Raw genomic sequence first — 26723 nt, 5'->3', positions numbered from 1 at the left:
TGCAGCCGGGCCGCACATTTTATCATGATTGATCTGTAACAAGTGCCGCAGTTGATGCGGCATTTTTTTTTAATTTTGTAATCAATTACAAGTTATATGTTTTTGTTTGTTGGAGAGAATCATGAAAAGTTTCAGTAATTTATTTTTCGCTTTAATCTTTGCGACGTGCACCATTTCTTTTGCGGATCAATACCGTGAAGTCCCGAAAAAAGTGGGCGACTGCTACCAAATTTCTACCGCACAGGAGCTAAATGGCTTTATCGGCATTGTCAATGGCAATTTTATAAAACAAGATACGCTCAACGAATTTGGGTGGTATGACTTTGTAAAAGACTCCACGGCCTGCGGTGTACTTACTGCTGATATTAAGCTTGTTGCCGGAGAAGATGGATGGGAACCGTTTAAAGTCTTTTCGGGAACTTTTGACGGAAACGGACACACGATTTCTAATCTAGGAGTCGGTGGCGGCTCGTACTTTTTTGATACGCTTGTTAAATACTCAAAAGACAATCCGCTAGTTGTCAAGAATGTGCGTTGGGCGGATGCCTTTGCTAAGGTGAGCTCTGCACTGGTTGGTGAGACTAATGGCGATGTTGTTCTTGATCATATTTATAATGAAATCAATTGTGGTTTTGTTCTTGGTCAATCAGGGCATTTGACTATTTCTAATTCATACAATACGGGACGTATTTCTAAAAGTGGGGGCGTTTTTGTTGGAAAATCTCTAGGGGTAGTTTCTTTAAAGAACATCTATAACGTGGGTAGCGGCGCTACTTTGGTTGGCTATGCGCGTGATACTGTATCCGTTGTGAATGGGTTCTCGATTGGGGACGGAATGAAGAGCACGATTGTATCTCGTTATGACTATCAGGGCAGTTATTCTACGATTGAATGGGAAAACTACTACTATTTAGATACGGCTAGCGGAAGCAATGGTGGCGATTATGGGGAACAATTTGCCGATGGGTCTATTGCTTTGAAGTTACGTTATATGAATGACGATGGTGCCATCTGGGGCCAAAATGTAGGGGTGGATTCGGTTCCGAATTTTAGCGGTAAAATTACGGGAGACCACAGTTCCACGACGAAAGTGTCTAAAATAACAGTTGTGTCTTTTAATGGCGACACGACCTCGTACCCCAAGTATTACGTCGAAGGCGAGCCAAGACCTTTTGGGTATGTGCCATCGCAAAGAGATGGGTATGTTTTTAGCGGCTGGTTCTATAATCCGAAAGGAGCGGGAGCTGCAATCAAAACGATATCAGATCGAGCTACCGGCGATTTGACGATTTATGGAAAATGGTGGAAGATTCCCAAGCCTAAGGGAGATTGCTATGAAATTGCTTCGATGGACGACCTGTTTGGCTTTGCCGCCATTGTAAACGGAGCCCCTGGTGTGAAAAAGGATTCTCTGGCTTGCGGAAAGCTCGTTGCCGACATCAAGTACGAAAGAAAAGAAGAAGACGTTTATGACGATGGACTGTACAATAATGGATTGTGGTGGCTCCCTATCCAAAATTTTGCCGGAAGCTTTAATGGAAATGGATTCACCGTTAGTGGACTTTATTCGGTGAACGGTGAGTTTTATGAAGTCAAATCGGAACCAGTAGGCTTGTTCGGTTCCATTTCTGGAGGCAGTGACGAAAAGCCTGTGGTCGTCAAGAACTTGAAAATTCGGGACAGCTATTTTTATGCACGCTGGAGTGGCGCACCTGTTGTTGGTCGAATAAATGAAGGTGCTAGGGTTGTATTGGACAGCATTGTTGTGGATATGCCACATTATGGTGCTCATGATGTCGGGGGTATTGTAGGCCTTATTAACGGAAATACAAAGGTGACTTTGAGCAATTCTAGCAAAATAGGCGAGACCATTGGCGAATACTTTATTGGCGGGCTTGTCGGATGCATGTTAGGGGAGCAACAGGTGACCATTGCCAATAGTTTTGTCGATGGCGAAGTCACGGCGAATCACAATGCGGTGGGCTCCATTGTCGGCTCTGCAAATAAAGCCGATATCTTGATAAGCGGGGTCTATGCTAAAGGGAACGTTAATGGCTATAGTTATATGGGAGGCTTTGTCGGTAGCAATACCAAGCGTGTCCGTATAGAGAATTCCTACCATATTGGGGATATTGTAACGGGTCAGAGTTGCCCGATTGGGGCCGGCGCTTTTGAAGGTGTCGTGATAGGCGGCTTTGCTGGAACTGCTACAGTGTTGTCGATAGTCAATTCTTATCAGTTGGGGACTATCCGTAACGAATGCTATCCGAATAGGATTGGTGCACTGGCTGGTTATGTTAATCCCGAAAACGTGCATACTGATAACGTATTTTTCCCGACTACATTGGCTCTGGCGGATTCTGCGAAAGGCGTTGCCGAGGAAAAGTTTGCAAATGGCTTTGTCGCCTATGCCTTGCATCGTTACGATAACGGAAAAATCAATGGGTCGATTTGGGGTCAGGAAGTAGGCGTGGATCCGTATCCCGTGTTTAAGTCTAAATTAGAAGGATTCAAGATTGATAACAAAATATCGAAACTGGTTTTGCATACATACGAAGGTGACTCGCTGAAGTACGCTAATTCTTACATGGAAGGCGTAGAAACGCAGCTCCCCATACCGTATCACGAAGGCCACTACTTCCACGGATGGTTTACGAATCCAGAATTTACGGGAGATTCTATAGGCGTTATTCCCTCGACCGCGAAAGGCGAGTTGCATTACTACGCTAATTTCGAAATAAAGAGATTCTATATCGGCGTTAATATTCATTCTCCAAAAGAGTGCAAGAGTAAAGTTGAAGGTGTTGGATATCACGATTATGGATCCAAGGTCGTGCTGAAACCTGTAACCAGTGAATGGTGCGAGTTGAACGATTCGCGTACGACATTCACCAATGGTGTAGAAGTCATTGACAAGGTGACGGAATCAGATACCCTAGATGCTTTCTTTACTTATAAACTCTATAACATTACATGTTATAACGATACTACTGTATATAGTCGTTTGGAATATACTTATGTATCTGGGGAAAAACTTGATAATTATGTATGGGGAGGAAATTGCCGAGATTTTCTGGGGTGGTATGACAATGAAAAATTTGAGGGCGAACCGTATGATTCTGTTCCAAACGGTTCTATGGGAGACAAGAAATTTTGGGCCAAGTTTGGATTGAAAGACAGTGAGGAGTGTAAGGTGTCGTCTAGCTCTGTCGCCAAATCCAGCAGCAGTAGCGTCGTAAAGTCCAGTAGCAGTAGAGATGGCGGCTCATCGTCCTCCATGACGAAACCGTCTTCTTCCAGCAAATCGAATTCGCTTGTTCAAATCGTTCGCCCGAACTTGAAGATAAACGTCTTGGGAAGAAGTATCCAAATTGAATGTGCTGTTGTCGGGACTCCGTTTGCAGTCCTTGACATGCAAGGACGAGTGCTTCAATTAGGATATATCCAAACGGAGCATTTGAATTTGACTGTCGCTCGATCCGGAACGTACTTGGTCAAAATCGGTAGTGTTAAACAGCTTGTGCGGGTAGGGAATTAAAATCAAGAGGGTTCACGTGCCGTGTGCCGTGAACCCTCGAATGCAAATTTTGCAAACAACCGTTATCAAATTTCGTTATTTTGCAATTGATAGTTTGCACGGAATTAGTATAGCGGACTCTTTTAATTCTTTCTTTTCAAGCTCGCTAGCGCGAACACAAGCGATATCGCAATCCCGACAAGCGGCAAGTAAGCGGGGCTTTGGATTTTTGCAGTGGAGGCGAGAATTGCGGGAATGAGTCCGAAGAGCCCGCCGATAATCACGCCTGCGTACCAGAGCGTTTTCTTGACTTTGAATTTTTTGTGCGCGATGATGGCGACCGCGAGCGGGGCGACGATACCCGGCGTGTAAACGGAGTAGGCCATTGTCAAAAGCCCGATGATGTCTTTACCTTGGAGCGCAAGGTAAGTGGCGATAATGCCGATGACAACGACGGAAATACGCACGACGGAAATGCGGCGCGTGTTCAGAATGTCGCTTCCGAAAATGGCGGCGGAATTGATAAGGCATGTATCTGCCGACGAAAGGAGTGCCGACAAAAGCCCAACGGAAAGAAGTGCTGCAAGCGGGAGCGGGAGCACGCCGGAGGCGAGGCGGAACAGCGGATTTGTGGCGGAGCCTGCTGTAGCGGGAGCGTAGGTGGCAGCCCACATGCCGAGTAAAACGATAATCACGCTAAAGGCGAGTATGGCAAAACTGCCCGCAACAACGGCTTTGCGTGCCGATGTTGCATCTTTAGCGACGAGGTTTCTGGAGATGACGTCGGGACCGAGGAAGTATGCTCCGCCGATAGTGAATAGCATAATGGCTAAATCGCTAGCACCGAATTTTTCGTTCAAAAGATTGAAGTTGCCGAATGTCGCGAGACCTGCGTTGCCCGCTGTCGAACTGCTGGCAGCGAGAGTGCCCGCGGTTTGGAGTGCCGCATTTTCTGCGCCCGAGAATCCGCCGAAAAGATAAACGGCGGCGGCGAAAAATCCGAGTGTCAAAATTCCAAATTGCAAAGCGTCGGTGCGCACAACAGAAAGTTGCCCGCCCAATAGCGTATAGACAATGACGATCACGGCGGTAATCAATACGGATTGCGTACCGGCATCGTGACCGAGCACAAGCCCGATGAACCCGGCGACGGCTGCGAATTGCGCGGCGATAATTCCAATCCACGAAATTGCAATGATTAAAGCGACAAGCTTTCGGCCTGTTTTGCCGACTGTTTTTTCTGCAATTTCGGGGAGCGTGCGCACGTCAAGATCGTGAACGGGTTTGCTCAAAAATGCGGCTTGAAACCAGAACCCAATAGCTCCAACGGCGAGCCACCAGAAGGCGGCGAAACCGATGCTCTCGGCACGTGCGGCAATGCCCACCGTTGCTGATGCCCCAAGGACGGTCGCCATGAGGCTCATGAATACAAACGGGGAGCTTTGCTTGCGACCAGCAACAACGTAGTCGTCAAAATTCTTGACTTTGAACAAGTCTCGAATGCAGATGAAACCGAGAACAAAGAAGTAAATGAGTAATAGTTTCATATCGACATGAAAAGGCGATGCCCGATTAAATCGGGCATGACAGGTTTACGACGTTGTAAAATTAGAAATTTTAGAGATTGCCGTATTCTCCAATGTCGGGGATGAGCGTGCCCGATTTCATGTGGTACGTGCGATTGCTGTAGCCAAATGCCGATCGGTCGTGCGTGGCGACAATGACGGCTACACCTGATTTTGCAAGCCTTCCGAAAAGGCTGAAAACCTTGCGGCTGTTGTCTTCGTCAAGATTGCTTGTCGGTTCATCGGCGATAATCAAGTCGGGATTGTTGACAAGAGCACGTGCGATGGCGACTCGGCGCAATTCTCCACCCGATAAGTTGGCGGGGTATTCGTTTGCCAAATGAGCGATGCCGAGTTTTTTGAGGAGACTCTGGATTTGCTCTTTGTCAATGCGGTGCTTGTAAAGGCTTGCGGCAAGTTCGATGTTCTCGGTCACGGTGAATGCGGGCAAACAGGCGGCGTTTTGGGGGATGTAGCCGATGCGCTCGTTGCGTAACTTGGAACGATCTTCGTCATTCAAGGTGTAAAGCGGTTGCCCGTCAATGGCGATGCTGCCAAATGTTGGTGCACTGATGCCTGCGAGGGTGTTCAAAAGCGTGCTCTTGCCGCTTCCGGATTCTCCGAAGATGACCGTGTAATCGCCTGACCAGGCGAAGAAATCGGCGTTGTTGACGGCTGGGAACTTTTCACCGCGTCGGGTATATTCTTTTGTAATGTTGTTACCATTGAGTATCATTAAGTTTCCTCCTTTAAAGCCGAGTAAACATCTAGACGGCCAACTTGTTTAGCTATTCGATAGGCGGCTCCTGTGCCTGTGATTGTGGGAATGAATATTGCAACGATGATAATCGCAAAAATGGTTAGTGCGCTCGGAAGCAAGAACGGTACGGATAAACTGTCGATAATGAACACGCGGAACGAGAGCGTTGCAAATACGCTGATGAACGCGCCTACGACAGTGCCGATGATGGTTGCGAGCAATGATTCGCCAAGAACGATGTGTTCCAATCTCTTTTGCGTGAAACCGATGACGCGGAGTGTTGCAAATTCGCGCTTGCGCTCGTTTGCAGAAATTGAGAAGGCTATTGAAACGGCGGCGATGGAGACAATCAAGAAAAATACGGCGATAACCCATACGATAATTTTGAAAGAACCTGCCGTGGCGATGACGTTATCGAATAAATCCTTGCGTGGAATCACGTGGATATTGTCGAATTTCTCGTGAAGCGTCTGCGAAATTTTTTCGAAGTCTGCACCTTTTTCGAGATTCGCAAGAATCGCGGAAGGTTCGCCTTCGGAAATGAAGTTGATACCTTTTTCTTTCGCTGCTTTCTGCAAGATTTCGATGGTCCCGACATCGGCAAAAATGGCTTGGTCAAGCTTATTACCCATGCGTTCTAGGTGTGCTACGACAGTAAATTCCTGATCGAAGAACTTGATTTTCCCGGATTCATCGACTTGAATGTCGCTACCCGCGATTACAGAACCAATGGGAAAGTCTTTCTTGTATGTTTTGCGAATCCACGGCTTGATGGTAAAATCGGTCTTGGAATCGAAACCGATGATGTTGACTTTTTTATCGCAGCAGCTAGATCCGAGCGTGGAAAAATAAAATTGCGATGTGGCAATTTTGATTCCTGGAGTTTTTCGGGTGAATTCGAGAATTTCTCGGGGGAGCGTGCGATGGCTTAATTCTCCTTGCAAGAGAACTGGCTGGTCTTTTGCTTCGCTGCCGTATGGAACGATGAGCAAGTCTGCGCCCATGCGCGATGAGAGCTGTTCCAGGCCTGCGTCTAGGCTTTCAGAAAAAAGAGCGCTTGATAAAAGTGTTGCCGAAGCGACTGCGGTTAAGATGACAAGTCCAATGCTTCGGAACGGATGACGCCAAAAGTTTGTATAAATAATTCTAAGTATGATTTGATTCATTTAAAGTCTCCTGTCGCGTTATACTGCGATTCAATAAGTAAATGCTGTTAGCGATTCCAACGAGCGCAATGACGATTCCTGTGATTTGCAAAACCGGCGAAGAAATGGAATGACAATGCATGTGGGGTGCTGCGCAAACGCCTACAATCACGGCGGGTACAAGGGCTGTGAAAACACCGCCTGCAATCACTGCTGCCGATAATGCTTTTTGTGCTTTCGGGATCGCGATATAGGCAATGCCAAAAATCGCGATGACAATGCCGATAATTCCGTCAACACTAGAGGTCTTTTGGCAGCGCATGATCATGTCTCCATGACCCGAGCAAAATGGGAGCAGAACAAATGAAAGTAGCGAAACGAGAACGCCAAATGCAATTGCTGTTGCGCCGAATAAAATACCTTGTTTCATAATGACCTCCTAGATGACTTTTTGTTTTTGTTCGAAGCCAAATATAGAAGGCAAATATGAGTTTGTCCAATACTTTATTTCTAGCGTGTTTTATAGGTTCTTGCTATAACAAGACGTGTGTGGTGATGCCCGCTCGGTGGCGGGTATGACAAAGTGGTTGGCCGGGATGACGTAATGAAAAACGCCCATCGATGATGGGCGTAGTGCAATCGCTTTGTATGTAATGATTAGGCGTTTGGTTTGTGCTCGGCGGTGTATGCCTTGAGATATTCTTCCATCTCGCGGATGTAGATGCGGCAGATGGTGCTGAGCATAAAATTCTTCTTGGTGATGTAGCCGATTTCCATAGAGCGGTCGTCTTCGCCTTTCGCATCCTTGAACGGCACGGCAACGTAATCGGAACCGTTGATTTCTTCGCTAATGATGCCGGAGCAAAGTGTGTAACCGTTGAGGCCCACCATCAAGTTGAGCATTGTAGCGCGGTCGTTTGCCTTAATGGTTTTGTGGTACTCGTTTGTACTCAAGATTTCTTCGGCGAAGTAATAGTTACCGCTTTCGCCCTGTTCAAAAGAAAGGCACGGGTAATCCGAAAGGTCTTCAAGGTTCACGTAAGGCTTGTTGGCGAGTGGATTGTTTTTCCACATGTAGGCGTAAGCCTTGCAATCAATCAGCTTTTGGAAAACGAGATCGTGTTCCTTGAGCAAATACGTGATGTACTTGCGGTTGAAATCGCTCAAGTAGATGATGCCGATTTCACTGCGGAGGCTCGTCACGTCATCGATGACTTCTTTGGTCTTTGTTTCGCGGATGGCGAATTCGTAATCATCGATGTTGAACTTTTTGGCCATGTTCACGAAGGACTTGACGGCGAAGGAATAGTGCTGTGTCGAAACGGCGAAACGCTTCTTCTTCTGTTCTTCCTTGCTGTAGCGTTCGAGAACGGACTCGTAATGGTTGTAGAGCTCGTTCGCGCGGGCGATGAATTCTTCGCCTTCGGGCGTGAGCGTGATGCCTCGGCTTGTGCGGTTGAAAACGGTGATGCCGATTTCATCTTCGAGCTCGCGGATGGCTGTCGTGAGAGACGGTTGGGATATGAACAAGGATTCGGCGGCCTTGTTGAAGGAGCCTGCTTTTGCAATCCCGATGGCGTAACGTAATTGTTGTAGTGTCATGTTCTGTTTATATCCCTTTATAGTTATGTGGTAAATATAAGAAATTTAATAGAAGAATCCTATATGTATTGTAGGAATATTAAAAAAAGAAGAAACCCCCAGGTGGATTCTAGGCTTCCTGGGAGCTTCTCGATGTGCGTAGCCTATGTATTGAACGCAACTTTTAGTCTATCGAGTGCCTCGACCAGGATACTTCGTGGACAAGCAAGGTTAAGCCGCTGGAATCCTTCTCCGTTGTTCCCGAAAAAGATCCCGTTGTTGAGCCACAGTCGCGCCTTGTTGCGGACGCGATCTTGGATTTCGTCTGGCGAAAGTCCTGTCCCGTTGAAGTCTATCCATGCGAGGTAAGTCGCTTCCATTGGCGTAAGCTTGACGCCTTTCAGATTTTCTTTAATAAATTTGTCTGTAAATTCAATGTTGCCTTTGATGTACTTGAGGAGGGCATCGAGCCAGACTTCACCTTTGCTGTAGGCGGCTTGCGTCGAGACGATTCCCTGGATGCTGACTTGGCTATAACCGGTGGCAAAGATTTGCTTGCGGAACGCGCGACGGATTGATGGATTTTTTATGAAGGCGTGTGCGATTTGGATGCCTGCCAAGTTGAATGTTTTTGTTGGCGCCGTGACGATGATGGATTTGTTGGCCAGTTCTTCGCTTATGGAGGCGAATACGGTGTGCGTACCTTCAAAGACGAAATCGCTGTGGATTTCATCGCTCACGACGATTACATTATGCTTGAGGCAAATCTCTCCGAGGCGTGTAAGTTCTTCGCGAGTCCAGACGCGGCAAACGGGATTGTGCGGGCTGCAAAGCAAAAAGAGCTTGATATTGTTTTCGACGATTTTCTTTTCGAAATCTTCAAAGTCAATGTGATAGCGACCGTCTTCTCCGTAAACGAGATCGTTGCTCACGACTTTACGGTCGTTATTGACGATGGCATCGGCGAAGTGCATGTAGACTGGCTGCTGGATAAGTACTCCATCGCCAACGTTTGTGAATGCTTTTATTGCCATGCCAAGCGCGAACATCACACCGGGAATCTTGATAATCGATTTGCGGTCTTCTATATCATAGTGGTGTCGGCGGCGGTAGAAATTTTTGACAACTTCGTAGTAGTCTTCTTTGGGTTCGCTGTACCCGAAGATTCCATATTCGGCAACGCGGGTCAACTCATCTTGAATAAACGAAGATGTCTTGAAATCCATGTCGGCAACCCAAAGCGGGAGAAGACTGTATGGATCTTCACTTGGCTTTACAACACGGCGTTCAATAGCAAAATCGTATTTGATAGAGTTGGTATGGCGACGCTCAATAACGGTATCAAAGTCTAAATTTCGTTCTTTAATTTCTGACATGGCGAGTCTCCCTTGCAAAATTTTGCAGTTGTAGGCTTTTCACGCCGGCACATAATATAGAAGGAATTGATATTTTTGTCCAATATTATATTTCTAGCACCTTTTATAGATTTTTACTATAGCTACAAGTAGTATTCCGGTTCCTGAATCTTTCCTGCAAAGTTTAGCAGTTCGAGAATCTTTTTGCGGTATTGGATGAACGTGTCCTGTGTTCGTGCGCGCGGGAACGGGAGTTCGATTTTGATGACCTGCTCGATTTTTGAGGGGCGGGCCTTCATCACGACAACGTAGTTGCTGAGGTAAAGCGCTTCGTCAACATCGTGTGTGACCATCACCATCGTGGTCTTGTACTTTTCCCAAAGGCGGTGGATTTCGTCTTGCATTGCCATGCGCGTGAAAGCGTCCAGTGCACCAAGGGGCTCGTCCAAAAGGAGAATATCCGGGTGGCCGACAAGCGCTCTTGCAAGGCTTGCTCGCTGATTCATGCCGCCGGAAAGTTCGTGCGGGTATGATTTTTCGAATCCCTTGAGCCCGACCGTTTCGATGAATTCGTCAACGTCTTGCTTGTGTTCCTTGTACACGTGGCGGGCCCTGAGCCCAAGCGAAATGTTGTCGCGGATGTTGAGCCATGGGAAAAGTGTTGCTTGCTGGAATGCAAAACCGCGATCGGCACCGGGCTTCGTAATTTTTTTGCCATCGACAAATACGCCGCCCGAAGTGGGTTCGGCAAGTCCTGCGATTTGCCTCAAGAGCGTTGTCTTTCCGCAGCCGGATGGACCGATAAGGCTCACAAAACTGCCGGCGGGAATGTCGAGGTTGACTCCATTCAAGGCGGCGACGGTATCGCCTTCGTTACTGATAAATGTCTTTACAAGATTATCAATGTGGATTGCGCCTTTCACGTTTTCGATATTTTCTGCTACCATTTCAAAGTTCCCTTTTGCCAATTCAAGATTTTATCGCGCAATTTAAAGAGCAGGGTGAGTATGAGCATGCAGTAAACTGCAATGACGATGATTCCTGCGTAAACACCGCTATAGACGAGCATGGCCTTTTGCCAGGAGATGTACCAGCCGATACCGTATTTGACGCCGAACATTTCTGCGGTCATGAGCGCCAAGAATGCACTGATGATGCCGTAGAATACGCCAAGGAAAATGGAGGGCATGGCGGCCGGGATGCCGACTCGGAAAATCTGGAAAGCGCTGCTTGCGCCGAGCGTGCGTGAAACTTCAAAATAGGCTTTGGGGACAGCCTGTATTGCAGAGCTCGTCATAAGCGCAACCGAGAACCAGACGGAAAGTGCAATGATAAAAACGCTTGCGCCAAAAGTTGTCGGGAAAATTGTCAACGAAATCGGAATCCAAATTGTTGCGGGAATTGGGCCTATCAGCTTGATGTAAGGGTTGATCCAATAATTGAACTTTTTGTTGAATCCAAGGAGAACGCCTGTGATAAAGCCGAATCCGGCACCGTAGAGGAATCCTGTGACTAAAAGTTTTGTCGAGTGCCAAATGCACTTGAGGATGATTTCGTAGCCTTCGAAAAACTGGGCGAGAATGTTGTCGTATTTCGGGAAAAACAAGACGGGGAAGAGGGCGAGCTTTCCGATGACAATGTCAATGATGGCGACGACGATTCCGACGCCTCCCCAAAACGCACCGGAATATTCCAGGCCTTTCTTCAATTTTTTGACAAAGGTGGAGACGATGCCGAGGATGAATGTAGTGACCAAAAAGAAATACAAAATCCAGGTGTAGTAAGCTTCTTCAGCTTCTGGGTGTTCGTCGCTGTCTTCAATAAGCAAGTGGATGGCAAGTGCGACAATAACACCTAAAAAGGGTAAAAATCTTCTTAATGTATTTAATAGTTTGTTTTTCATTTAAACTCCTTGAATAAAAAAGCTCCTCCCCTTGTGAGGTCACGGGAAGGAGCTTGTACACAATGAGTCTTACTTCTTCAATGCGTACACCTTAGTGGAAAGGTACTTGAATCCGTTATCAGCTGTAATAACGACAATGTTCTTTCCTTCGTTTTCAGGACGTGCAGCCACAATGGAGGCGGCAAAGATGCCTGCTGCACCGGATGTTCCGAGGAAGAGGCCTTCCTTTTCGGCGAGTTCGTGGGCAACGCCTGTAGCCTGGAGCGTAGAGACTTCAATGTATTCGTCATAGATCGAAGAATCCTTCAGAAGAGGAGGCGGTTCCGGAACGTTTGCGAACGGGGCAACACCATCGATCACGCCATGTTCTTCAGCTTCCGGGGTGAAGAAGCGGGAATCCGGAGTGGCCTGCACACCGACGATTTTCACGTTCGGATTGTGTTCGCGGAAGTACTTGGAAAGACCATTGAGCGTACCGCCCGTGCCTGCCATGGAAACGATAAAGTCTACCTTGCCATCCGTATCGGCAACGATTTCCGGGCCGGTGGTGTAGTAATGGGCGAGCGGGTTGTTTTCGTTTTCAATCTGGTTGATGAAGAATGCATTGTGTTCTTCGGCATACTTGCGGACGTCGGAGAGCAAGACGGCAACAGAGAAGGAGCCTTCCTTCAGGAGTTTGCTTACGTTCGGAAGGGCGTCGTAACCGAGGAGCGTTGCTCCATAGGTCTTGATCACTTGTACGCGTTCTTCAGAACCACCCGGTTCAAAGAAAACGGTGAGCTTGTAGCCCTTAGCGGCGGCGATAGCGGCAAGGCCGATGCCCGTGTTACCGCTTGTGATTTCAACGATTTCTCCACCCGGCTTGAGCTTGCCTTCGCGTTCGGCTTCTTCAATCATTCTGAGGGCAGCGCGGTCTTTCACGGAGCCGGACGGGTTGAAGTATTCGAGTTTTGCCAGGATATGGCCCTTGGCGTTGTGATTCTTTTCAAAATTGTGGAGCTCCAGCAGCGGAGTGTGGCCGACGAGCTCGGTAATGGAATGGTGAATATTGGACATTGTTACCTCTCTTTTTTAAATGTTTTTCACAAGAGATTTCGGTTCTTCGAAATTTTCTGTGAATTTATCGGTGGCCTTATCATAGGAGTAGCCATCCGGAATTTTGATACCCTTTGATTCGAAGTCTGCAAAGTGACTCTTGACGAACTTTTCGATGTTCAATTTTTTCTTCAAGACTCCCGTCTTTTGAAGCTCTGCAGCAACGATATTGAACGTGCGGAGCGCGGCCTTGCGAGACGGAATGTGACCGTAGCTTTCGAGCAACTGGGCGTTGAATTCTTCACTGCCAGAAACGACATCCTTCGAGAGCTGGAGTCTTGCGGCTTCGCGCGGATTGCTGTTCACGAATGCGGATCCGCGAGCGACAGCGCGCGTGTAAGCGGCTGCACCTTCCGGATTTTCCTTCCAGAGCTTGAGTGTCACGAATGCGACGCAGCAGTATTCTACGGCAAATTTCGGATCGATTGCGGTGTCGAGCAACTTGCGCAAGCCATATTCTTTTTCGGCGGTTGCTGCGGTTGGATCATGAAGGGCGATGATGTCAACGGCACCTTTTTCAAGGGCAATCGGCAAGTCGCTTGCGCCATAGACGATGAATTCGACATCCGCTTCCGGGCCGTCTGCGACGATACCTAGATCGCGAAGCTTGCGTCTGAACGACATCACGGAACTATCGGATAAACCGATAACGCCTACCTTGGTTTTACGTCCCTTCAGGTCTTCCAACTTTTGAATCGTTGATTTCTTGGTGACGTAATACTTGGTGCAACCCGTATGAACACCGGTGACAAAGACGATAGGGAGCCCGTTTTGAATGGGCTGAAGTTCGGTGGCGAGCAAGTCGTTCCCTGCATCGACTTTGCCTGCGACGATGAGCTCGTTCACAGAATTCTTTCCGGCATCAACAGGAACCATTTCGAATTTCTGACCAATCTTTTTGAATTCCTCGTCAAAGTAACCTTTGAGCCAAGCGACATGAACCGGGGCACTACACAACACACCAGTATAGTGTGCGATTCGGACTGGTTTGAAATCGGCAAAAGCGCTTGTTCCGAGGAGGAGGGCGCTTATGAGCGTAGTCTTAATGATGCTTCGTAAATTCATTTTTAATTCCCTATTTTTGATTGTGAAAAGGTATAAATCACTTTTTCTAAATCAAAGATGTTTTAAAGGTGGAAAAACAAAATAATTCAAAAATACTTTGTTCTAATTTTGTTCGTATATTGGGCGCTATAGGCTATGGTTATATAAACCTAGTTGCGCTCCTACTTTTTAGTTCTCAACGATATTTTTCGCTAAGGTTTTCGGTTCTTCGGTCGTTTCTGTAAATGTGCCTGTATCCTTATCGTACTTGTAACCGTCAGGAACGTGAATCCCCTTAGACGCAAAATTGGCAAAGTGGCTTGTGATGAACTTTTCGATGTTCAACTTTTTCTTGAGTACGCCCGTTTTTTGGAGTTCCGTGGCGACGGTTCTGAATGTGCGAATCGTTGCTTTGCGGGATGGAATGTGGGTGTAGCTTTCAAGCAGTTTGGTGTTGAAATCTTCGCTTCCGGGGACGATGTCCTTTGCAAGCTGGAGTCTTGCTGCTTCACGCGGGTTAGCGTTGATGAATGCGGAACCGCGAGCGACTGCACGTGTGAATGCGGCTGCACCTTCTGGATTTTCTTTCCAAAGTTTGAGGCTCACGAATGCGATGCAGCAGTATTCTACGGCAAATTTCGGATCGGTGGCGGTGTCCAGAAGCTTACGGAAACCGTATTCTTCTTCGGCTGTTGTAGCGGTCGGATCGTGAAGGGCGATAATGTCCACGGCTCCCTTTTGGAGTGCCAATGGCAAGTCGCTTGCGCCATAGACAACGAATTCGATATCCGCTTCGGGGCCATCGGCGACAACGCCAAGGTCACGGAGTTTTCGCTTGAATGTCATAATCGAACTGTCTGACAATCCAATGACGCCAATTTTGCTTTTGCGCCCTTTCAGGTCCTTGAGTTTTTTGATGGTCGATTGCTTTGTGACGTAGAACTTGGTGCAGCCTGTGTGTACGCCTGTTACAAAGATAATCGGGAGTCCGTTTTGGATAGGCTGAAGTTCAGTGGCGAGAAGTTCATTACCTGCGTCCGCTTTCCCAGCGACAATCAAGTCGTTGACGGAACCGGAACCTTCGGCAATCGGTACCATTTCGTATTTTTGCCCAATCTTTTTGAATTCTTCGTCGAAAAATCCTTTGAGCCATGCGGTATGAACCGGAGCACTGCACAACACTCCTGTGTAATGTGCGATTCGAACTGTTTTAATTTCGGCGAAAGCGCTTGCTCCGAAAAGCAGAGCGCTTATAAGTGTTGTTTTAATGAGGTGTTTAAAATTCATTATTGCGGCCTCCTTTTTAGAAGCTGAATGTTGTTTGGAAAATGTAGCCGGATTGATAAGCGCCATGAGCAGCGTATTCAACATCGGTGTAAAGCGTCAGATTGACGTTCTTGTTAACGTTGTAAGAAATTCCGGCCCAGAAAGAAATGTTGGAAGCTCCTGTTCCGGATTCGGATTTGTCTTCGTTCTTTGAATCTGTCAACTGGCTCGTAAATACAAAGCCTGTAAACGGAGTAACACCGGAGCTGAATGCGTAATAGAATTCAAAACCATAATCAGCAACGAGACCGCGTTGGACTCCATTATGCTTGAAAGGAACGGTTAAGCCAAATTCATTACCGATACCGAACTGTTCGGAGATGGGCAAGAACCATTGAACACCGCCCTTGAGGCTAAATTCCTGGCTGGAAATTTCTTTTTTTCCGGCGGGAATGTTGGCGTCTAAGAAAGCGGAGAAGTTGGGATTGAATGCGTATTTTGCACCCACGCTAAAGTCCTTGAATCCGTCACCTTCTTTTGTTTTGTCATTCGGATCGGCAAAAAGCTGGTAGCCGAGACCGGTGAGGCTCAATTCTAATCCTTTGACGACTGTATAGCGGGCATTCAAGTCAAAAGATGTGGAATGGAAATCTCCGTTGTACCAATAGTTTGCCTTGATTCGTGCTTGACCCTGATGTTCGTCGAGAACAGTGTAATAATCCCATTCAGCAAATGAACTGACAGTGGCAAGGGCAATAACGGAAATAATTTTTTTTGCATTGATATTCATTGATAAACTCCTTGTTTGTTTTGTTTTTTAATGTCGGATTAAAAGTAAAAAGCGCTTTTGCGCAGTCAAAGAGTTTTGTCAATTGAAAAAAACAAAATAATTTAAAATTATTTTATTCTAATTTTGTTTAAGTATTGGGTGCTATCGCTCGCAATTATACGTATTGATTTATGTTATCGGAACTTATAAAAAACTCCTTCCCCGCATTAGCGAGAAGGAGCATTAGGAGTTTTATGCGATGAGTCTTACTTATTCAAAGCATAAACTTTTGTGGAAAGATATTTGAACCCGTTATCGGCTGTAATAACGATGATGTTCTTGTCTTTATTTTCAGGACGCGCTGCGACAATTGAGGCTGCGTAAACGCCTGCTGCACTTGATGTGCCCAGGAAAAGCCCTTCGTGTTCGGCAAGTTCGTGCGCTACAGCTTTTGCCTGCAATGTAGAAACTTCGATGTATTCATCGTAAATTGAGGAATCCGTCAAGAACGTAGGAGGTTCTGCGACATTTGCAAATGGTGCGACGCCGTCGATAACGCCATTCTTTTCGGCTTCTGGCGTGAAATAGCGGGAGTCCGGAGTCGCTTGCACACCGATGATTTTAACATTCGGATTCTTTTCGCGGAAATATTTTGAAAGCCCGTTCAGTGTTCCGCCTGTGCCTGCCATCGAAACAACGAAATCTACTTTGCCATCGGTATCTTCCCAGATTTCAGGGCCTGTCGTGTTGTAATGGGCTAGGGGATTGTATTCGTTTTCGCATTGGTTGATGAAAAATGCGTTGTGCTCTTTGGTGTACTTTGTGATGGCCTCGATAACGATGTTGTCGCAAATCGTGCCGTCTTCAAGAGCTTTTTTCAATTCGGGAATATCTTTGTAATCGAAAAGCTGCGCGCCATAAGTCTTGATAACTTGAATGCGTTCCTTGGAACCGCCGGATTCAAAGAAAATAGTGACTTTGTACCCTTTTGCGGCTGCGATGGCGGCAAGAGCAATGCCTGTGTTTCCACTCGTGAGGTCAACGATTTCTCCACCCGGTTTCAGTTTCCCTTCGCGTTCGGCAGCTTCAATCATGCTGAGGGCGGCGCGATCCTTGACAGAACCTGTAGCATTGAAATATTCGAGCTTTGCCAAGATATGGCCATGGGCGTTGTGGTTCTTTTCGAAATGGTGTAGTTCAAGAAGCGGTGTATGCCCAATAAGTTCTGTAATAGAATGGTGGATATTTGACATGTTTACCTCTCTTTGTTAAAACGTCAGTCGCATTTGATTCCAGACAACGTTTCCGTGAGTCGAATCTGCCGAAATACCTTCATCGATAAAACCAATTTTGGCGTAATAATGTACGAGCTTTTCTTTGCAAGTGAGAACAACGCCACGTCTGCTTTCTGCTTTTGCGTTTTGGACGAATAATCTCAATAGCTTTTCTGCGCAACCTTGATGGCGGTATTCGGGGATTGTGTTGACTCCGAATATCATTTGCCATGCTCCGTTTGGATTGTGCATACCGGCGTCTTCGTACATTTTGTCGTTCAAATCGGGAATATCCGTTACAAATCCGTCTACGAATGAAATCAGCTTGTCGCCATCGAACATCAGTAAAAAATAGTCCGCATAGCGTTCCAGACGCTTTTGGAAATCTTCATGTTTTGCAGCTTCTGCTGGCGGAAAGCATGTTGCTTCCACTGCGGCAATCGCGTTGCAATCGGATAGCGTCGCTTTTCTTATCGTAAATTTGCTTAGACTCATTTTAGTCGTTGTGATTTGATTTGAATCGTAATGCGCGTTCTGCGATTTTGTTTCTGTAAATGTTGATTTTTGCAATGGCTTCGCTGATGGGGAGCGCGATATCGAATGCGCGTACATTGAAGCGGGCCAATGATTGTATAGCTTGCGGACCAAGTTGTTCGCAAAGCACGTAATCTAAATCGGCTAGATTCTTGGCTGCTGCATACATCGATGAATGCTGAACTTCGCGCTGGCCACAAGTGCCGTCTCCGCAAGAACCATCGCAATGTTCCGGCTTTAAACGGACTTCGATTTTCTCATATTTTCCGCTTGCTTCGTCAACCTCATAGATGTCAAATGCGGCTGCGTGTCCAAAGTGAACATTGACATTTACTCCGTCATTCGTGGCAACTGCTACTTTGTATTTAGCCATGTAAAAAAGCCTCCTTAACGCAGATGTAAAATGAACCACGAAGATGAATTTTCTACGTGGCTAAACTCCCGGCGTTCCGGTTTAGTTTATATAAAAGAATGGTTACCTAGCGTTCTGTATTCTTTTAAATTTTTGCTTCTGTTCCGAAGTCCCGCATAATTTAAAAAGCGTAATAGGTAAATGCAATATAAAACCCTGTTTGAACAATAAATAAAGTTCGATTTTCTTGATTGTGATAGAAATTAAATGAATTGTGTGATAAGATGAAACTATAACAATGTTGTAAATCGAAATTTTTTGAACGGAATGGGCTAAAAAAGTATTGAAAAGGGTAGTCGCAAATTCTAAAATTCCGCAAACCTAGCGTTTCTGTAGGTAATTAAACCTAAGGAGACATTTCATTATGGCAAAACGTTTACGTCAGATTGCAATCTACGGTAAGGGCGGCATCGGTAAATCTACTACGACTCAGAATTTGACCGCAGGCCTTGTAGAACAAGGTAAACACGTTCTTGTTGTCGGTTGCGACCCCAAGGCGGACTCTACTCGACTCTTGCTCGGTGGCCTCCACCAGAAAACCGTGCTCGATACCATTCGCGACAACAAGACCGAAATCCAGCTCTCTGACCTCGAAAAGGTCGGCTTCAAGGGCGTGCGCTGCGTGGAATCCGGTGGCCCGGAACCGGGCGTGGGTTGCGCTGGCCGCGGTATCATCACTTCCATCAGCATGCTCGAACAGCTTGGTGCTTACACCGAAGATCTCGATTACGTGTTCTACGATGTGCTCGGTGACGTTGTGTGCGGTGGCTTCGCCATGCCGATTCGTGAAGGCAAGGCCAAGGAAATCTACATCGTGGCTTCTGGCGAAATGATGGCCCTCTACGCTGCGAATAACATTTGTAAGGGTATCGCAAAGTATGCCGAACGTGGCGAAGTTCGCCTCGGCGGTATCATCTGCAACAGCCGTAACGTCGATAACGAACTTGACTTGCTCCGCGCATTCACCAAGGAACTCAACACGCAGCTCATACAGTACGTGCCGCGCAACAACATCGTGCAGCAGGCCGAAATCCGCAAGAAGACTGTGATTGATTTCGAACCGAACTGCAACCAGGCCAACGTCTACCGCGAACTTGCAAAGAACATCGACGAAAACGAGCTCTTTACCATCCCGACGCCGATGACGCAGGACCGCTTGGAACAAATTCTCATCGACTACGGCATGATGGAAAAGGACTACTCCATTTAGCGAGAACCGGCAGGAGGTAAAAATCTATGGCATCAACTAACATTAATTTAAATATGACCTCGGTCGAAAACCGCGAATATCGACTGGGTACCATTATCGGTTGGGACGGCAAAGCCAGCGACTTGATCAAGGAATCTGCCTACGACGAACGCAGCGCGAAAAAGCACGGTGGCTGCGCAAGCAAGGGGGCCGGCTGTAAGCTTTGCGAATTGCACTCTCCGCTCAACCAAGAAACCATGTGCTCCAACGCTATTGTCCAGTGCCAGGTGGGCAACCTCACGGACTGCGCTTTGATTGACCATTCTCCGATCGGCTGCAGCGGCGAAAACTCCAAATTCAACCTTTCTATGCATGTGGGCCTTAAGCGTCGTGGCAAGCCTTTGCAGAATACTTTGAACATCAGCACCAACCTGAAAGAACAGGACATGGTGTTCGGTGCTTCTGAAAAGCTTCGTCAAACGATTCGTGATGCAAAGGAACGTTTCAATCCCAAGGCTATTTTCATTGGCATGGCTTGCGCTACCGCTATTATCGGTGAAGATATTGATTCCATCGCCGAAGAAATGGAACCTGAAGTTGGCGTGCCTATAATTCCGCTGCACTGCGAAGGCTTCCGTTCCAAGCATTGGTCCACGGGCTTCGACATTGCATTCCATGGCGTTCTCCGTCAAATTGTGAATCGCCATCCGACCAAAAAGCAAAATGATTTGCTCAATATTGTTGCTCTTTGGGGAACGGACTATTTCTCTGAAATGCTTGCTCCGCTTGGGCTCCGCGTCAACTACCTCTTGGATACTGCATCTTTCGATGAAATCCGCCAGGCTTCTGAAGCTGTCGCGACCGCTACCTTCTGCGATACTTTGGGTGGTTACATGGCTACCGCACTTGAAGAATCCTTCGGCGTTCCGCAAATTGATGCTCCGCAGCCGTACGGTATCAAGGGCACTGACGAATGGCTCCGCGCTATTGCAAAAGTTGTCGGTAAAGAAAAAGAAGCTGAAGAATATATCGAAAGTGAACACAAGCGTATTGCTCCGAAGCTCGCTGAACTTCGCGAATTTTTCAAGGGCAAGAACGGCATCGTGATGACGGGTTCTGCTTATGCTCACGGCCTTATCAGTGTTCTTTCGGAACTTGGAATTGGCCACGATGCAGCTCTCGTGTTCCATCATGACCCCATTTACGATGGTGCAGGAAAGCATCAAGACACCTTGAAGGAACTTGTGGAAACTTACGGTGACATTCCGCATTATACCGTAAGTAAGACCCGCGCCTTCCAGCTTCCGCAACTTTTGAAGCGTGCCAAGACGGACTTCTTGCTCATTCGGCATCCGGGTCTTGCCTCTGTTGCGGGCCACCTCGGATTCCCGACCCTCACCATGGGCGACGAACATATTCCGGTGGGCTACGAAGGTATCCTCCGCATTGGTGAAATGCTCAAGGGCGTTCTTTCACGTACAAAGTTTAACCAAGTTCTCAAGCGTAATGTGAAACTCCCGTATTCTGATTGGTGGCTTGCTCAGGACGATCCGTTCTATTTGACGCATCACCCAGAAGCACTTAACGACCTTCCTGAACCGAGAAATCTCAAGTTCAGCAAAGGCAAAGAATCTAATTCAGAAAACGCATAATAAGGGAGATTTCGAAAATGTCAGAAGCACTTAAAACAAAGAAAAAAAGCAATTCTATTTCGGACCCCCGCTATTCTTGTGCAGTCGGTGCGTCCAATACGGTTGTCGGCATCAAGGGTGCAGTTCCTATAGCCAACTGCTCTCCGGGTTGCCAGCTTAAGCAAACCGCATTCCTCACTTTTGAAAACGGCTTCCAGGGCAGCATTTTCGCTGGTGCTGGTAACATGCCGAGTGCAAACTCTACCGAAAACGACATCGTGTTCGGCGGCATCAAGACTTTGGATCAGTTGATTAAGTCAACGCTCAAAGTTTTCGATGGCGATCTCTATGTTGTTCTCACGGGTTGCGTGGGCGGCCTCATTGGTGATGACGTCCCCAGCTTGGTGAATGAATATCGCGATTTGGGCTACCCGATTGTGGCTGTGGATACCGCAGGCTTTAAGGGCAATAACCTTTTCGGTCACGAAGAAGTGGTAAACGCCATTGTCGATCAGTTTGTGGGCGATTACAAGGGCGAACGCAAGAAGGGTCTTATCAATCTTTGGTTCGAAGTTCCGTATTACAACCAGAACTGGCGCGGTGATTACCAGGAACTTGCCCGTATTCTCCGTGGCGCTGGTTTTGAAGTGAATGTGCTCTTTGGACCTGAAAATAACGGTGTCAAGGATTGGTTGCGCATTCCGGAAGCTCAGTTTAACCTGGTGGTCTCTCCGTGGGTCGGCGTGAGAAATGCTGAACACCTTGAGAAAAAATATGGTCAGCCGTTCCTTCACATTCCTGAAATTCCAATCGGTGCCGAAGCAACTGCTGCATTTATCCGCAAAGTTGTTGATTTTGCCGGAATCGATAAGGAACAGAGCGAAAAGTTCATTGAACAAGAAAATGGTATTTATTACTACTATTTGGAACACTTCTCTGAATTCTTTGCTGAATACTGGTACGGTATGCCGAGTGAATTTGCAATTACTGCTGATTCCGCTTACACGCTTGCCTACACCAAGTTCCTTGCCGACCAAATCGGCCTTATTCCGCGCAAGGCGATTATCACGGACGATCCTCCGCAGAAATTCCGCAAGACCATCGAAGATGCTTTCCATAACATCAGCGAAGGTGTCGATGTTGAAGTGGAATTCGAAGAAGATGGCTACTTGATTGAAAAAGCTATCAAGGAAGTTGATTTCTCTTCTGGAAAGCCGTTGATTCTTGCTTCTTCTTGGGAAATCAATCTTGCCAATGATAAGGGCGCTTTGTTCTTTGAAATTACGCCTCCGTCCAGCGAAACTTTGATTATCAATCGTAGTTTCGTCGGTTATAAGGGTGCGCTTAATTTGCTTGAAAAAATTTATAGCGCATCCGTTGGCGGAAAATAAAAAAATGCCGTAAAAAGTTGACCCCGGCACTGTGGCCGGGGTGACAGAAGAGAACGTCATGCCCGACTTGATCGGGCATTTCCTTTTTTATAATGCTCGTATGATAAACTCCGGCGGGAATCTATTGTACATGTATAGACTACTGCTATTTGAGTTTGTTTTGTATAATTGTACTTTATATGTAAATAATTTTCTTATATCTTGTGATAAAAATAAAGTATTTTACAAACCATTTTTTGTTTTCTAATTTATGCAGCGTAATCGAGAACATTGTGTTCCGAAACTTCCACAAATCAACACGAGGATACCTATATGTGTTGTAGCTGTAAATTCTCCAATAACTAAGCCAAAGCCTTTTTAAAGGCTAATCGGCAATTTTAAAAGTGCGCAGAATATTGCTCTGCGTGGTTACTAAACTCAAACAAAAAAAATAGGAGTTCCTCCATGAATTTCAATATTAAAAAATCTATAGCTCAAATTGTTCTTTTGTCTTCAATTACTGCAATTGCTGCTGAACCTATTGCTGTTACCACGAAATCTGGCGTAAGTGCTACACTCTATGGTTTTGCGTCTTTGAACGCCGCCTACGAAGATTCCAAGAGCAATAATGGCAACTTTGCAAACTTTGCTGCTCAATCGGATATTGCCAACAAAAACGATGGTGGCTGGCATTTCACGCCGAACCTCACTCGAATCGGTTTGAATCTTTCGAGCGGTAGCGATACTTCGTTCTTCAAGGCGAACGGTAAAATCGAAGTTGATTTCTACGGCGGCGGTTCCGGTAATGCGCCTGTCCCACGCCTCCGTCATGGTTACGGCGAAATTTCTTTTGGCAAGTCCGGTTTCTCCATTTTGGGCGGTCAGACATGGGATTTGATTTCTCCCCTCGTGACTCCAACGCTCAATGCTGGCGTTCTTAACAACTCTGGTGATCCGGGCCTTCGCAGAGCACAACTCCGACTGACCGAAAAAGTTCCTGTTGGTAATGGCTCTTTAGACTTTGCCGTTGCTCTTGTTCGCACTATCGGCGAAACGCAGCCGTACAACACTTCTTCTGCTTCAGAGACCGGTGTCGATGCAGACGTTCCTACCATTCAGGGACGCATCGGTATTGCCATTCCGCTTTGGGTTGAAAACAAAAAGTTCGGTTTAGGTATTTCTGGTCATTATGGCCAAGAAGAAGTTGACTTGGATGCCACTGGTGATACTAAGGATATTCCCTCATGGTCTTTTAACGTTGATTTGACCCTCCCCATCACAAGCAACTTTACCTTCCTTGGTGAGTATTTTGTCGGTGCTAATCTCGATACATACGCAGCCGGTATTGGACGCGGACTGGTTTCGAATACTGAAGACCCCGAAAGCGTAAGAAGCATTGGTGCTTACGGTGGATGGATTGCCTTGCAAGCCAAATTTATCCAAAAGTTGGCCTTTAATGTGGGTGCCGGACTTGACAAGCTAAAACGTGAAGATATTAGAAAAGCCGGTGGCCGTGAACAAAACTTATCGTTCTTTGCCAACACGACCTACAATTTGACAGACGCATTCTCGTTGGGATTCGAATACCTTCACGTTCAAACGGATTACTTGATTGCCAATACGGTAAAAGAAGCGGACCTGAATCGTTATCACCTTTCTGCAACTTACGCCTTCTAACAATGGAGAATTCTACAATGACTCAGAATAAATTACACACTCGAATTGCATCGGCATTCCTGTTCGTTCTCGCCTGCGTGACTTCCACAATCGCCGCAGACAAACTTTCCATCGGCTATCTCTCTTCTACGGGCCAGGGCAAATTCTTCATCGCAAAAGATGCGGGCATTTTCAAGAAGAACGGCCTTGACGTAGAATTGGTGGAATTCTCGAATTCTGGCGATGGCATTGCTGCCGTTCGTGCCGGAAAGCTCGATGCTGGTGCATTTGGCTCTCTTGCTCCGCTTATCCATGTTTCGCAGGGTGCTGATATTCGCGTTATTGGCGGCCTCATGGGTGGCGACCAGGCTGTGATTACCCGCAAGGAAAATGCAGGCTCCGTCAAAAAACTGAGCGATCTCAAGGGAAAGAAAATCGCTACAATCCGTTTGGGAACAGCGGATGCCATTGTTCGCGGCGGCCTCAAAAAAGAAGGTATTGACTGGCGTAAAGATGTTACTATTGTAGAACTCAAGAATCCGCCTGCAGTTATCGAAGCGGTAAAGAACGGCAGTGTGTATGCCGGCGTTACATGGGGACCGCACGACCTCCGTGCCGAAGAAGCCGGCCTCTCCGTAGTGCTCCGCAGCAAGGACATCAATCCGGGACATATTTGCTGCCGCCTCATTGCATCGCTACGCAAACTTGAAGGCCGTGACGACATTTACAAGCGCTTGGTCAAGTCGCTGATTGAAGCCGAAGAACTTGTCGCAAACGATCACAAGAAGAGCGTTGAAATTATCGCCAAGTGGATTAAGCTTGATACGGCTCTCGTCAATAAAGCGTTCTACAGCGGTTACGTGACTCAGGATACCGACCCGAACGTGAAAGGCGTTGAATTCTTCTGGGATTTCTTGAAGGATGCGGAGTTCATCAAGTCCGACAAGAAGGTCTCTCAATATGTCCTCACGAACTACTATCGTGACGCCCTCGCAGAACTTCGCAAGCAAAAGCCCAAATCTGAATTCTACGCGCAGGCCGAAAAGATTTTCCTATCTAGAAATTAAGGAACTAAAATGACTCAAATACAAAGTGGTTTCGAAGCGACTAATCTCGTTTTTTCCTATGATGGCAAACCCATCCTGAAAGACATCAACTTGAAAATCAAACCAGGCGAGTTTGTATGTCTATTAGGCGAAAGCGGAAGTGGCAAGACCACTTTGCTTAATCTTCTCGCCGGCCTTACAAAGCCAAGCGAAGGCCATGTCTATTGGAACGGAAAGGAAATCGAAAAGCCTTCTTCTGAAAGGAGCGTGGTCTTTCAGGACTACACTCTTTTTCCTTGGCTTACGCTTCTACAGAACGTTTCTCTTGCCATTAAAAAGACGAAAAAGGTCAAGGGGAGTTTTGCAAAACATTTGGCAGAAGAATACCTGAATTTAGTAGGGCTTTCGGGGAGCCTTCATAAATATCCCTTTGAACTTTCGGGCGGTATGCGTCAGCGCGGGGCCATTGCAAGAGCGTTGAGCGTCGGCGCAGATGCCCTTCTTTTGGACGAGCCTTTTGGTGCGCTTGATCCTGTAAATCGTGCGAGCCTTCAAGATTTGGTTTTGGAGCTTTGCCGAGGCTCTAAAGACCGTGCAATTACGACTTTGTTTGTAACGCACGACATTCGCGAGGCCGTTTATCTCGGAAGTCGAATTATCGTTTTGGGATCGACGCCAGGCCGTATCATCGCAGATATTCCTTTGGATTTTCCAGTGAAAAAGAGCCGTAGCGAATGGTTCCGCAACGAAAAAGTCCAAAAGACAATCGTTGAAATTGAAGAAGCTTACCACAAGGACATCCTTGAAAAACTCGGGCATACCGTACAGGAGGGCGCAAGTATATGAGAATTTTTGTGAAATATCTATCTAAATTTTCAGGATTTTTATTCCTTCTGTTCTTGATTGGAATCTGGACGTTCATCAGTAGCGGCCCGGAATGGAGCAGTCAATACTTGTTCCCATCACCTAAAGCGATTTTGACGGCGCTTTTCAATTCTCGCGAGGAGCTTTTGCGCAGTGCGTGGTCATCGCTTTTGAAACTTGTCCCTGCTTATTTCGCGGCTGCCGTCGTCGGAATCTCTCTCGGAATTGTTTCGGGGTCTGTCCCTTGGGTGGGTACTATGCTAAAGCCCATTTCACGATTCGCGGCCCCCATTCCGCCTAACGTTTACATCCCTTACGCCATTGCGATTTTGCCGACATTTTACTTGTCCTCTACTTTCATTATTTTCATTGCGGCCTTTTGGCCTATCTACTTGAATACCGCCGCGGGTGCTGCGGACATTCCTGAAAAGTACAGGCGAAATGCCGCCATTATCGGCATCGGTCGCTTTGAATACTTGTGGCGAATTGCATTTGTTGCAAGCCTTCCGTCCATATTTTCCGGGCTTTCCGTAGGTATGGGGCTTTCGTTCATCATGCTCACCGTTGCTGAACTCTTCGGCGAAAATACAGGCCTTGGACACTTTGTGCAATTCTACGCTGACTATTCCGATTACCCCAACATGGTTGCGGGAATTTTGTGGACTGGCATTGTTGTCCTTGCGATTATGGAATTTTTTGAATTTGTAAAACGCAAGGTGCTATTCTGGACGAAGGCGAATTAAGTCG

At 46.8% G+C, this 26723-nt stretch carries 23 protein-coding genes; 8 read left to right on the top strand and 15 right to left on the bottom strand.

Annotated features, from left to right (window positions below; all coding sequences use genetic code 11):
* Positions 1-121: 121 nt before the first annotated feature.
* Positions 122-3538, top strand: a complete 3417-nt coding sequence (locus B7982_RS11260) for an InlB B-repeat-containing protein (RefSeq protein WP_088660831.1) — start codon at positions 122-124, stop codon at positions 3536-3538.
* A 122-nt stretch (positions 3539-3660) separates the two neighbouring features.
* Here B7982_RS11260 and B7982_RS11255 read toward each other — a convergent pair whose 3' ends face one another.
* From B7982_RS11255 to B7982_RS11185, 15 genes are all read right to left on the bottom strand, one after another.
* The gene (locus B7982_RS11255) at positions 3661-5064 is read right to left on the bottom strand and encodes a sodium:solute symporter (protein WP_088660830.1); all 1404 of its coding nucleotides are present in this window, start codon (positions 5062-5064) and stop codon (positions 3661-3663) included.
* A 70-nt stretch (positions 5065-5134) separates the two neighbouring features.
* The gene (locus B7982_RS11250) at positions 5135-5818 is read right to left on the bottom strand and encodes an ABC transporter ATP-binding protein (RefSeq protein ID WP_088660829.1); all 684 of its coding nucleotides are present in this window, start codon (positions 5816-5818) and stop codon (positions 5135-5137) included.
* Entirely contained in the window at positions 5818-7008 is a 1191-nt protein-coding gene (locus B7982_RS11245; protein WP_088660828.1) for an ABC transporter permease, read from the bottom strand. Before B7982_RS11245 ends, B7982_RS11250 begins: the two co-directional genes overlap by 1 nt.
* Entirely contained in the window at positions 6989-7417 is a 429-nt protein-coding gene (locus tag B7982_RS11240) for a DUF4418 family protein (RefSeq protein ID WP_073423787.1), read from the bottom strand. The genes B7982_RS11245 and B7982_RS11240 overlap by 20 nt, the downstream gene beginning before the upstream one ends.
* 227 nt (positions 7418-7644) lie before the next feature.
* Entirely contained in the window at positions 7645-8589 is a 945-nt protein-coding gene (locus B7982_RS11235; RefSeq protein WP_088660827.1) for a LysR family transcriptional regulator, read from the bottom strand.
* Between the two features lie 143 nt (positions 8590-8732).
* On the bottom strand, positions 8733-9944 hold the full coding sequence (locus B7982_RS11230; RefSeq protein WP_088660826.1) for a MalY/PatB family protein: 1212 nt from the start codon (positions 9942-9944) through the stop codon (positions 8733-8735).
* A 122-nt stretch (positions 9945-10066) separates the two neighbouring features.
* Entirely contained in the window at positions 10067-10870 is an 804-nt protein-coding gene (locus B7982_RS11225; protein ID WP_088630191.1) for an ABC transporter ATP-binding protein, read from the bottom strand.
* Positions 10864-11826, bottom strand: coding sequence for an ABC transporter permease (locus tag B7982_RS11220; protein WP_088660825.1), 963 nt, complete (start codon positions 11824-11826; stop codon positions 10864-10866). The genes B7982_RS11225 and B7982_RS11220 overlap by 7 nt, the downstream gene beginning before the upstream one ends.
* A gap of 69 nt (positions 11827-11895) precedes the next feature.
* Positions 11896-12882 (bottom strand): PLP-dependent cysteine synthase family protein, encoded by a 987-nt coding sequence (locus tag B7982_RS11215; RefSeq protein WP_088660824.1) that lies wholly within the window; start codon positions 12880-12882, stop codon positions 11896-11898.
* A 15-nt stretch (positions 12883-12897) separates the two neighbouring features.
* On the bottom strand, positions 12898-13986 hold the full coding sequence (locus B7982_RS11210; protein WP_014545829.1) for an ABC transporter substrate-binding protein: 1089 nt from the start codon (positions 13984-13986) through the stop codon (positions 12898-12900).
* 168 nt (positions 13987-14154) lie between these two features.
* The gene (locus tag B7982_RS11205) at positions 14155-15252 is read right to left on the bottom strand and encodes an ABC transporter substrate-binding protein (protein WP_088660823.1); all 1098 of its coding nucleotides are present in this window, start codon (positions 15250-15252) and stop codon (positions 14155-14157) included.
* A gap of 16 nt (positions 15253-15268) precedes the next feature.
* Positions 15269-16021 carry a hypothetical protein gene (locus B7982_RS11200; RefSeq protein WP_088660822.1) on the bottom strand — a complete coding sequence of 251 codons (753 nt, stop codon included), beginning with the start codon at positions 16019-16021 and terminating at the stop codon, positions 15269-15271.
* A gap of 245 nt (positions 16022-16266) precedes the next feature.
* Positions 16267-17253: a PLP-dependent cysteine synthase family protein gene (locus tag B7982_RS11195; RefSeq protein WP_088660821.1), complete on the bottom strand. Its 987-nt coding sequence runs from the start codon at positions 17251-17253 to the stop codon at positions 16267-16269.
* A gap of 15 nt (positions 17254-17268) precedes the next feature.
* Positions 17269-17769 (bottom strand): GNAT family N-acetyltransferase, encoded by a 501-nt coding sequence (locus tag B7982_RS11190; RefSeq protein WP_088660820.1) that lies wholly within the window; start codon positions 17767-17769, stop codon positions 17269-17271.
* Position 17770: 1 nt separating this feature from the next.
* Positions 17771-18181, bottom strand: a complete 411-nt coding sequence (locus B7982_RS11185) for a NifB/NifX family molybdenum-iron cluster-binding protein (protein WP_088660819.1) — start codon at positions 18179-18181, stop codon at positions 17771-17773.
* Positions 18182-18584: 403 nt separating this feature from the next.
* On the opposite strand from B7982_RS11185, the gene nifH reads away from it, so the two are divergent.
* The 7 genes from nifH (at position 18585) to B7982_RS11150 (ending at position 26719) form a co-directional block, all read left to right on the top strand.
* A complete protein-coding gene (nifH, locus tag B7982_RS11180; protein ID WP_014545823.1) occupies positions 18585-19430 on the top strand; it encodes a nitrogenase iron protein in 846 nt (281 codons plus the stop codon).
* Positions 19431-19456: 26 nt separating this feature from the next.
* The gene (locus tag B7982_RS11175) at positions 19457-21061 is read left to right on the top strand and encodes a nitrogenase component 1 (RefSeq protein WP_073423780.1); all 1605 of its coding nucleotides are present in this window, start codon (positions 19457-19459) and stop codon (positions 21059-21061) included.
* Between the two features lie 17 nt (positions 21062-21078).
* The gene (locus B7982_RS11170; RefSeq protein WP_085491306.1) at positions 21079-22431 is read left to right on the top strand and encodes a nitrogenase component 1; all 1353 of its coding nucleotides are present in this window, start codon (positions 21079-21081) and stop codon (positions 22429-22431) included.
* 444 nt (positions 22432-22875) lie between these two features.
* Entirely contained in the window at positions 22876-24087 is a 1212-nt protein-coding gene (locus tag B7982_RS11165) for a hypothetical protein (RefSeq protein ID WP_088660818.1), read from the top strand.
* Between the two features lie 17 nt (positions 24088-24104).
* The gene (locus B7982_RS11160) at positions 24105-25133 is read left to right on the top strand and encodes an ABC transporter substrate-binding protein (protein ID WP_088631110.1); all 1029 of its coding nucleotides are present in this window, start codon (positions 24105-24107) and stop codon (positions 25131-25133) included.
* Positions 25134-25142: 9 nt separating this feature from the next.
* Positions 25143-25958: an ABC transporter ATP-binding protein gene (locus B7982_RS11155; protein ID WP_088660817.1), complete on the top strand. Its 816-nt coding sequence runs from the start codon at positions 25143-25145 to the stop codon at positions 25956-25958.
* Complete coding sequence (locus B7982_RS11150; protein WP_085491302.1) at positions 25955-26719, top strand: ABC transporter permease; 765 nt, start codon at positions 25955-25957, stop codon at positions 26717-26719. The genes B7982_RS11155 and B7982_RS11150 overlap by 4 nt, the downstream gene beginning before the upstream one ends.
* Positions 26720-26723 lie beyond the last annotated feature (4 nt).

The sequence above is a fragment of the Fibrobacter sp. UWB2 genome, from assembly GCF_002210425.1.
In the GTDB taxonomy this organism is placed as follows: domain Bacteria; phylum Fibrobacterota; class Fibrobacteria; order Fibrobacterales; family Fibrobacteraceae; genus Fibrobacter; species Fibrobacter elongatus.
The sequence above is the reverse complement of the archived record's forward strand: the minus strand, read 5'-3'. Positions and strand labels throughout refer to the sequence as shown.

What these genes read in the sequence shown, in the direction of transcription:
- B7982_RS11220 (WP_088660825.1), bottom strand. Translation starts at nt 11,826, where the DNA reads ATGAAAAACAAACTATTAAATACATTAAGAAGATTTTTACCCTTTTTA.
- B7982_RS11190 (WP_088660820.1), bottom strand. Translation starts at nt 17,769, where the DNA reads ATGAGTCTAAGCAAATTTACGATAAGAAAAGCGACGCTATCCGATTGC.
- nifH (WP_014545823.1), top strand. Translation starts at nt 18,585, where the DNA reads ATGGCAAAACGTTTACGTCAGATTGCAATCTACGGTAAGGGCGGCATC.
- B7982_RS11230 (WP_088660826.1), bottom strand. Translation starts at nt 9,944, where the DNA reads ATGTCAGAAATTAAAGAACGAAATTTAGACTTTGATACCGTTATTGAG.
- B7982_RS11155 (WP_088660817.1), top strand. Translation starts at nt 25,143, where the DNA reads ATGACTCAAATACAAAGTGGTTTCGAAGCGACTAATCTCGTTTTTTCC.
- B7982_RS11250 (WP_088660829.1), bottom strand. Translation starts at nt 5,818, where the DNA reads ATGATACTCAATGGTAACAACATTACAAAAGAATATACCCGACGCGGT.
- B7982_RS11170 (WP_085491306.1), top strand. Translation starts at nt 21,079, where the DNA reads ATGTCAGAAGCACTTAAAACAAAGAAAAAAAGCAATTCTATTTCGGAC.
- B7982_RS11240 (WP_073423787.1), bottom strand. Translation starts at nt 7,417, where the DNA reads ATGAAACAAGGTATTTTATTCGGCGCAACAGCAATTGCATTTGGCGTT.
- B7982_RS11255 (WP_088660830.1), bottom strand. Translation starts at nt 5,064, where the DNA reads ATGAAACTATTACTCATTTACTTCTTTGTTCTCGGTTTCATCTGCATT.
- B7982_RS11200 (WP_088660822.1), bottom strand. Translation starts at nt 16,021, where the DNA reads ATGAATATCAATGCAAAAAAAATTATTTCCGTTATTGCCCTTGCCACT.
- B7982_RS11165 (WP_088660818.1), top strand. Translation starts at nt 22,876, where the DNA reads ATGAATTTCAATATTAAAAAATCTATAGCTCAAATTGTTCTTTTGTCT.
- B7982_RS11205 (WP_088660823.1), bottom strand. Translation starts at nt 15,252, where the DNA reads ATGAATTTTAAACACCTCATTAAAACAACACTTATAAGCGCTCTGCTT.
- B7982_RS11225 (WP_088630191.1), bottom strand. Translation starts at nt 10,870, where the DNA reads ATGGTAGCAGAAAATATCGAAAACGTGAAAGGCGCAATCCACATTGAT.
- B7982_RS11175 (WP_073423780.1), top strand. Translation starts at nt 19,457, where the DNA reads ATGGCATCAACTAACATTAATTTAAATATGACCTCGGTCGAAAACCGC.
- B7982_RS11235 (WP_088660827.1), bottom strand. Translation starts at nt 8,589, where the DNA reads ATGACACTACAACAATTACGTTACGCCATCGGGATTGCAAAAGCAGGC.
- B7982_RS11195 (WP_088660821.1), bottom strand. Translation starts at nt 17,253, where the DNA reads ATGTCAAATATCCACCATTCTATTACAGAACTTATTGGGCATACACCG.
- B7982_RS11185 (WP_088660819.1), bottom strand. Translation starts at nt 18,181, where the DNA reads ATGGCTAAATACAAAGTAGCAGTTGCCACGAATGACGGAGTAAATGTC.
- B7982_RS11160 (WP_088631110.1), top strand. Translation starts at nt 24,105, where the DNA reads ATGACTCAGAATAAATTACACACTCGAATTGCATCGGCATTCCTGTTC.
- B7982_RS11150 (WP_085491302.1), top strand. Translation starts at nt 25,955, where the DNA reads ATGAGAATTTTTGTGAAATATCTATCTAAATTTTCAGGATTTTTATTC.
- B7982_RS11210 (WP_014545829.1), bottom strand. Translation starts at nt 13,986, where the DNA reads ATGAATTTACGAAGCATCATTAAGACTACGCTCATAAGCGCCCTCCTC.
- B7982_RS11215 (WP_088660824.1), bottom strand. Translation starts at nt 12,882, where the DNA reads ATGTCCAATATTCACCATTCCATTACCGAGCTCGTCGGCCACACTCCG.
- B7982_RS11260 (WP_088660831.1), top strand. Translation starts at nt 122, where the DNA reads ATGAAAAGTTTCAGTAATTTATTTTTCGCTTTAATCTTTGCGACGTGC.
- B7982_RS11245 (WP_088660828.1), bottom strand. Translation starts at nt 7,008, where the DNA reads ATGAATCAAATCATACTTAGAATTATTTATACAAACTTTTGGCGTCAT.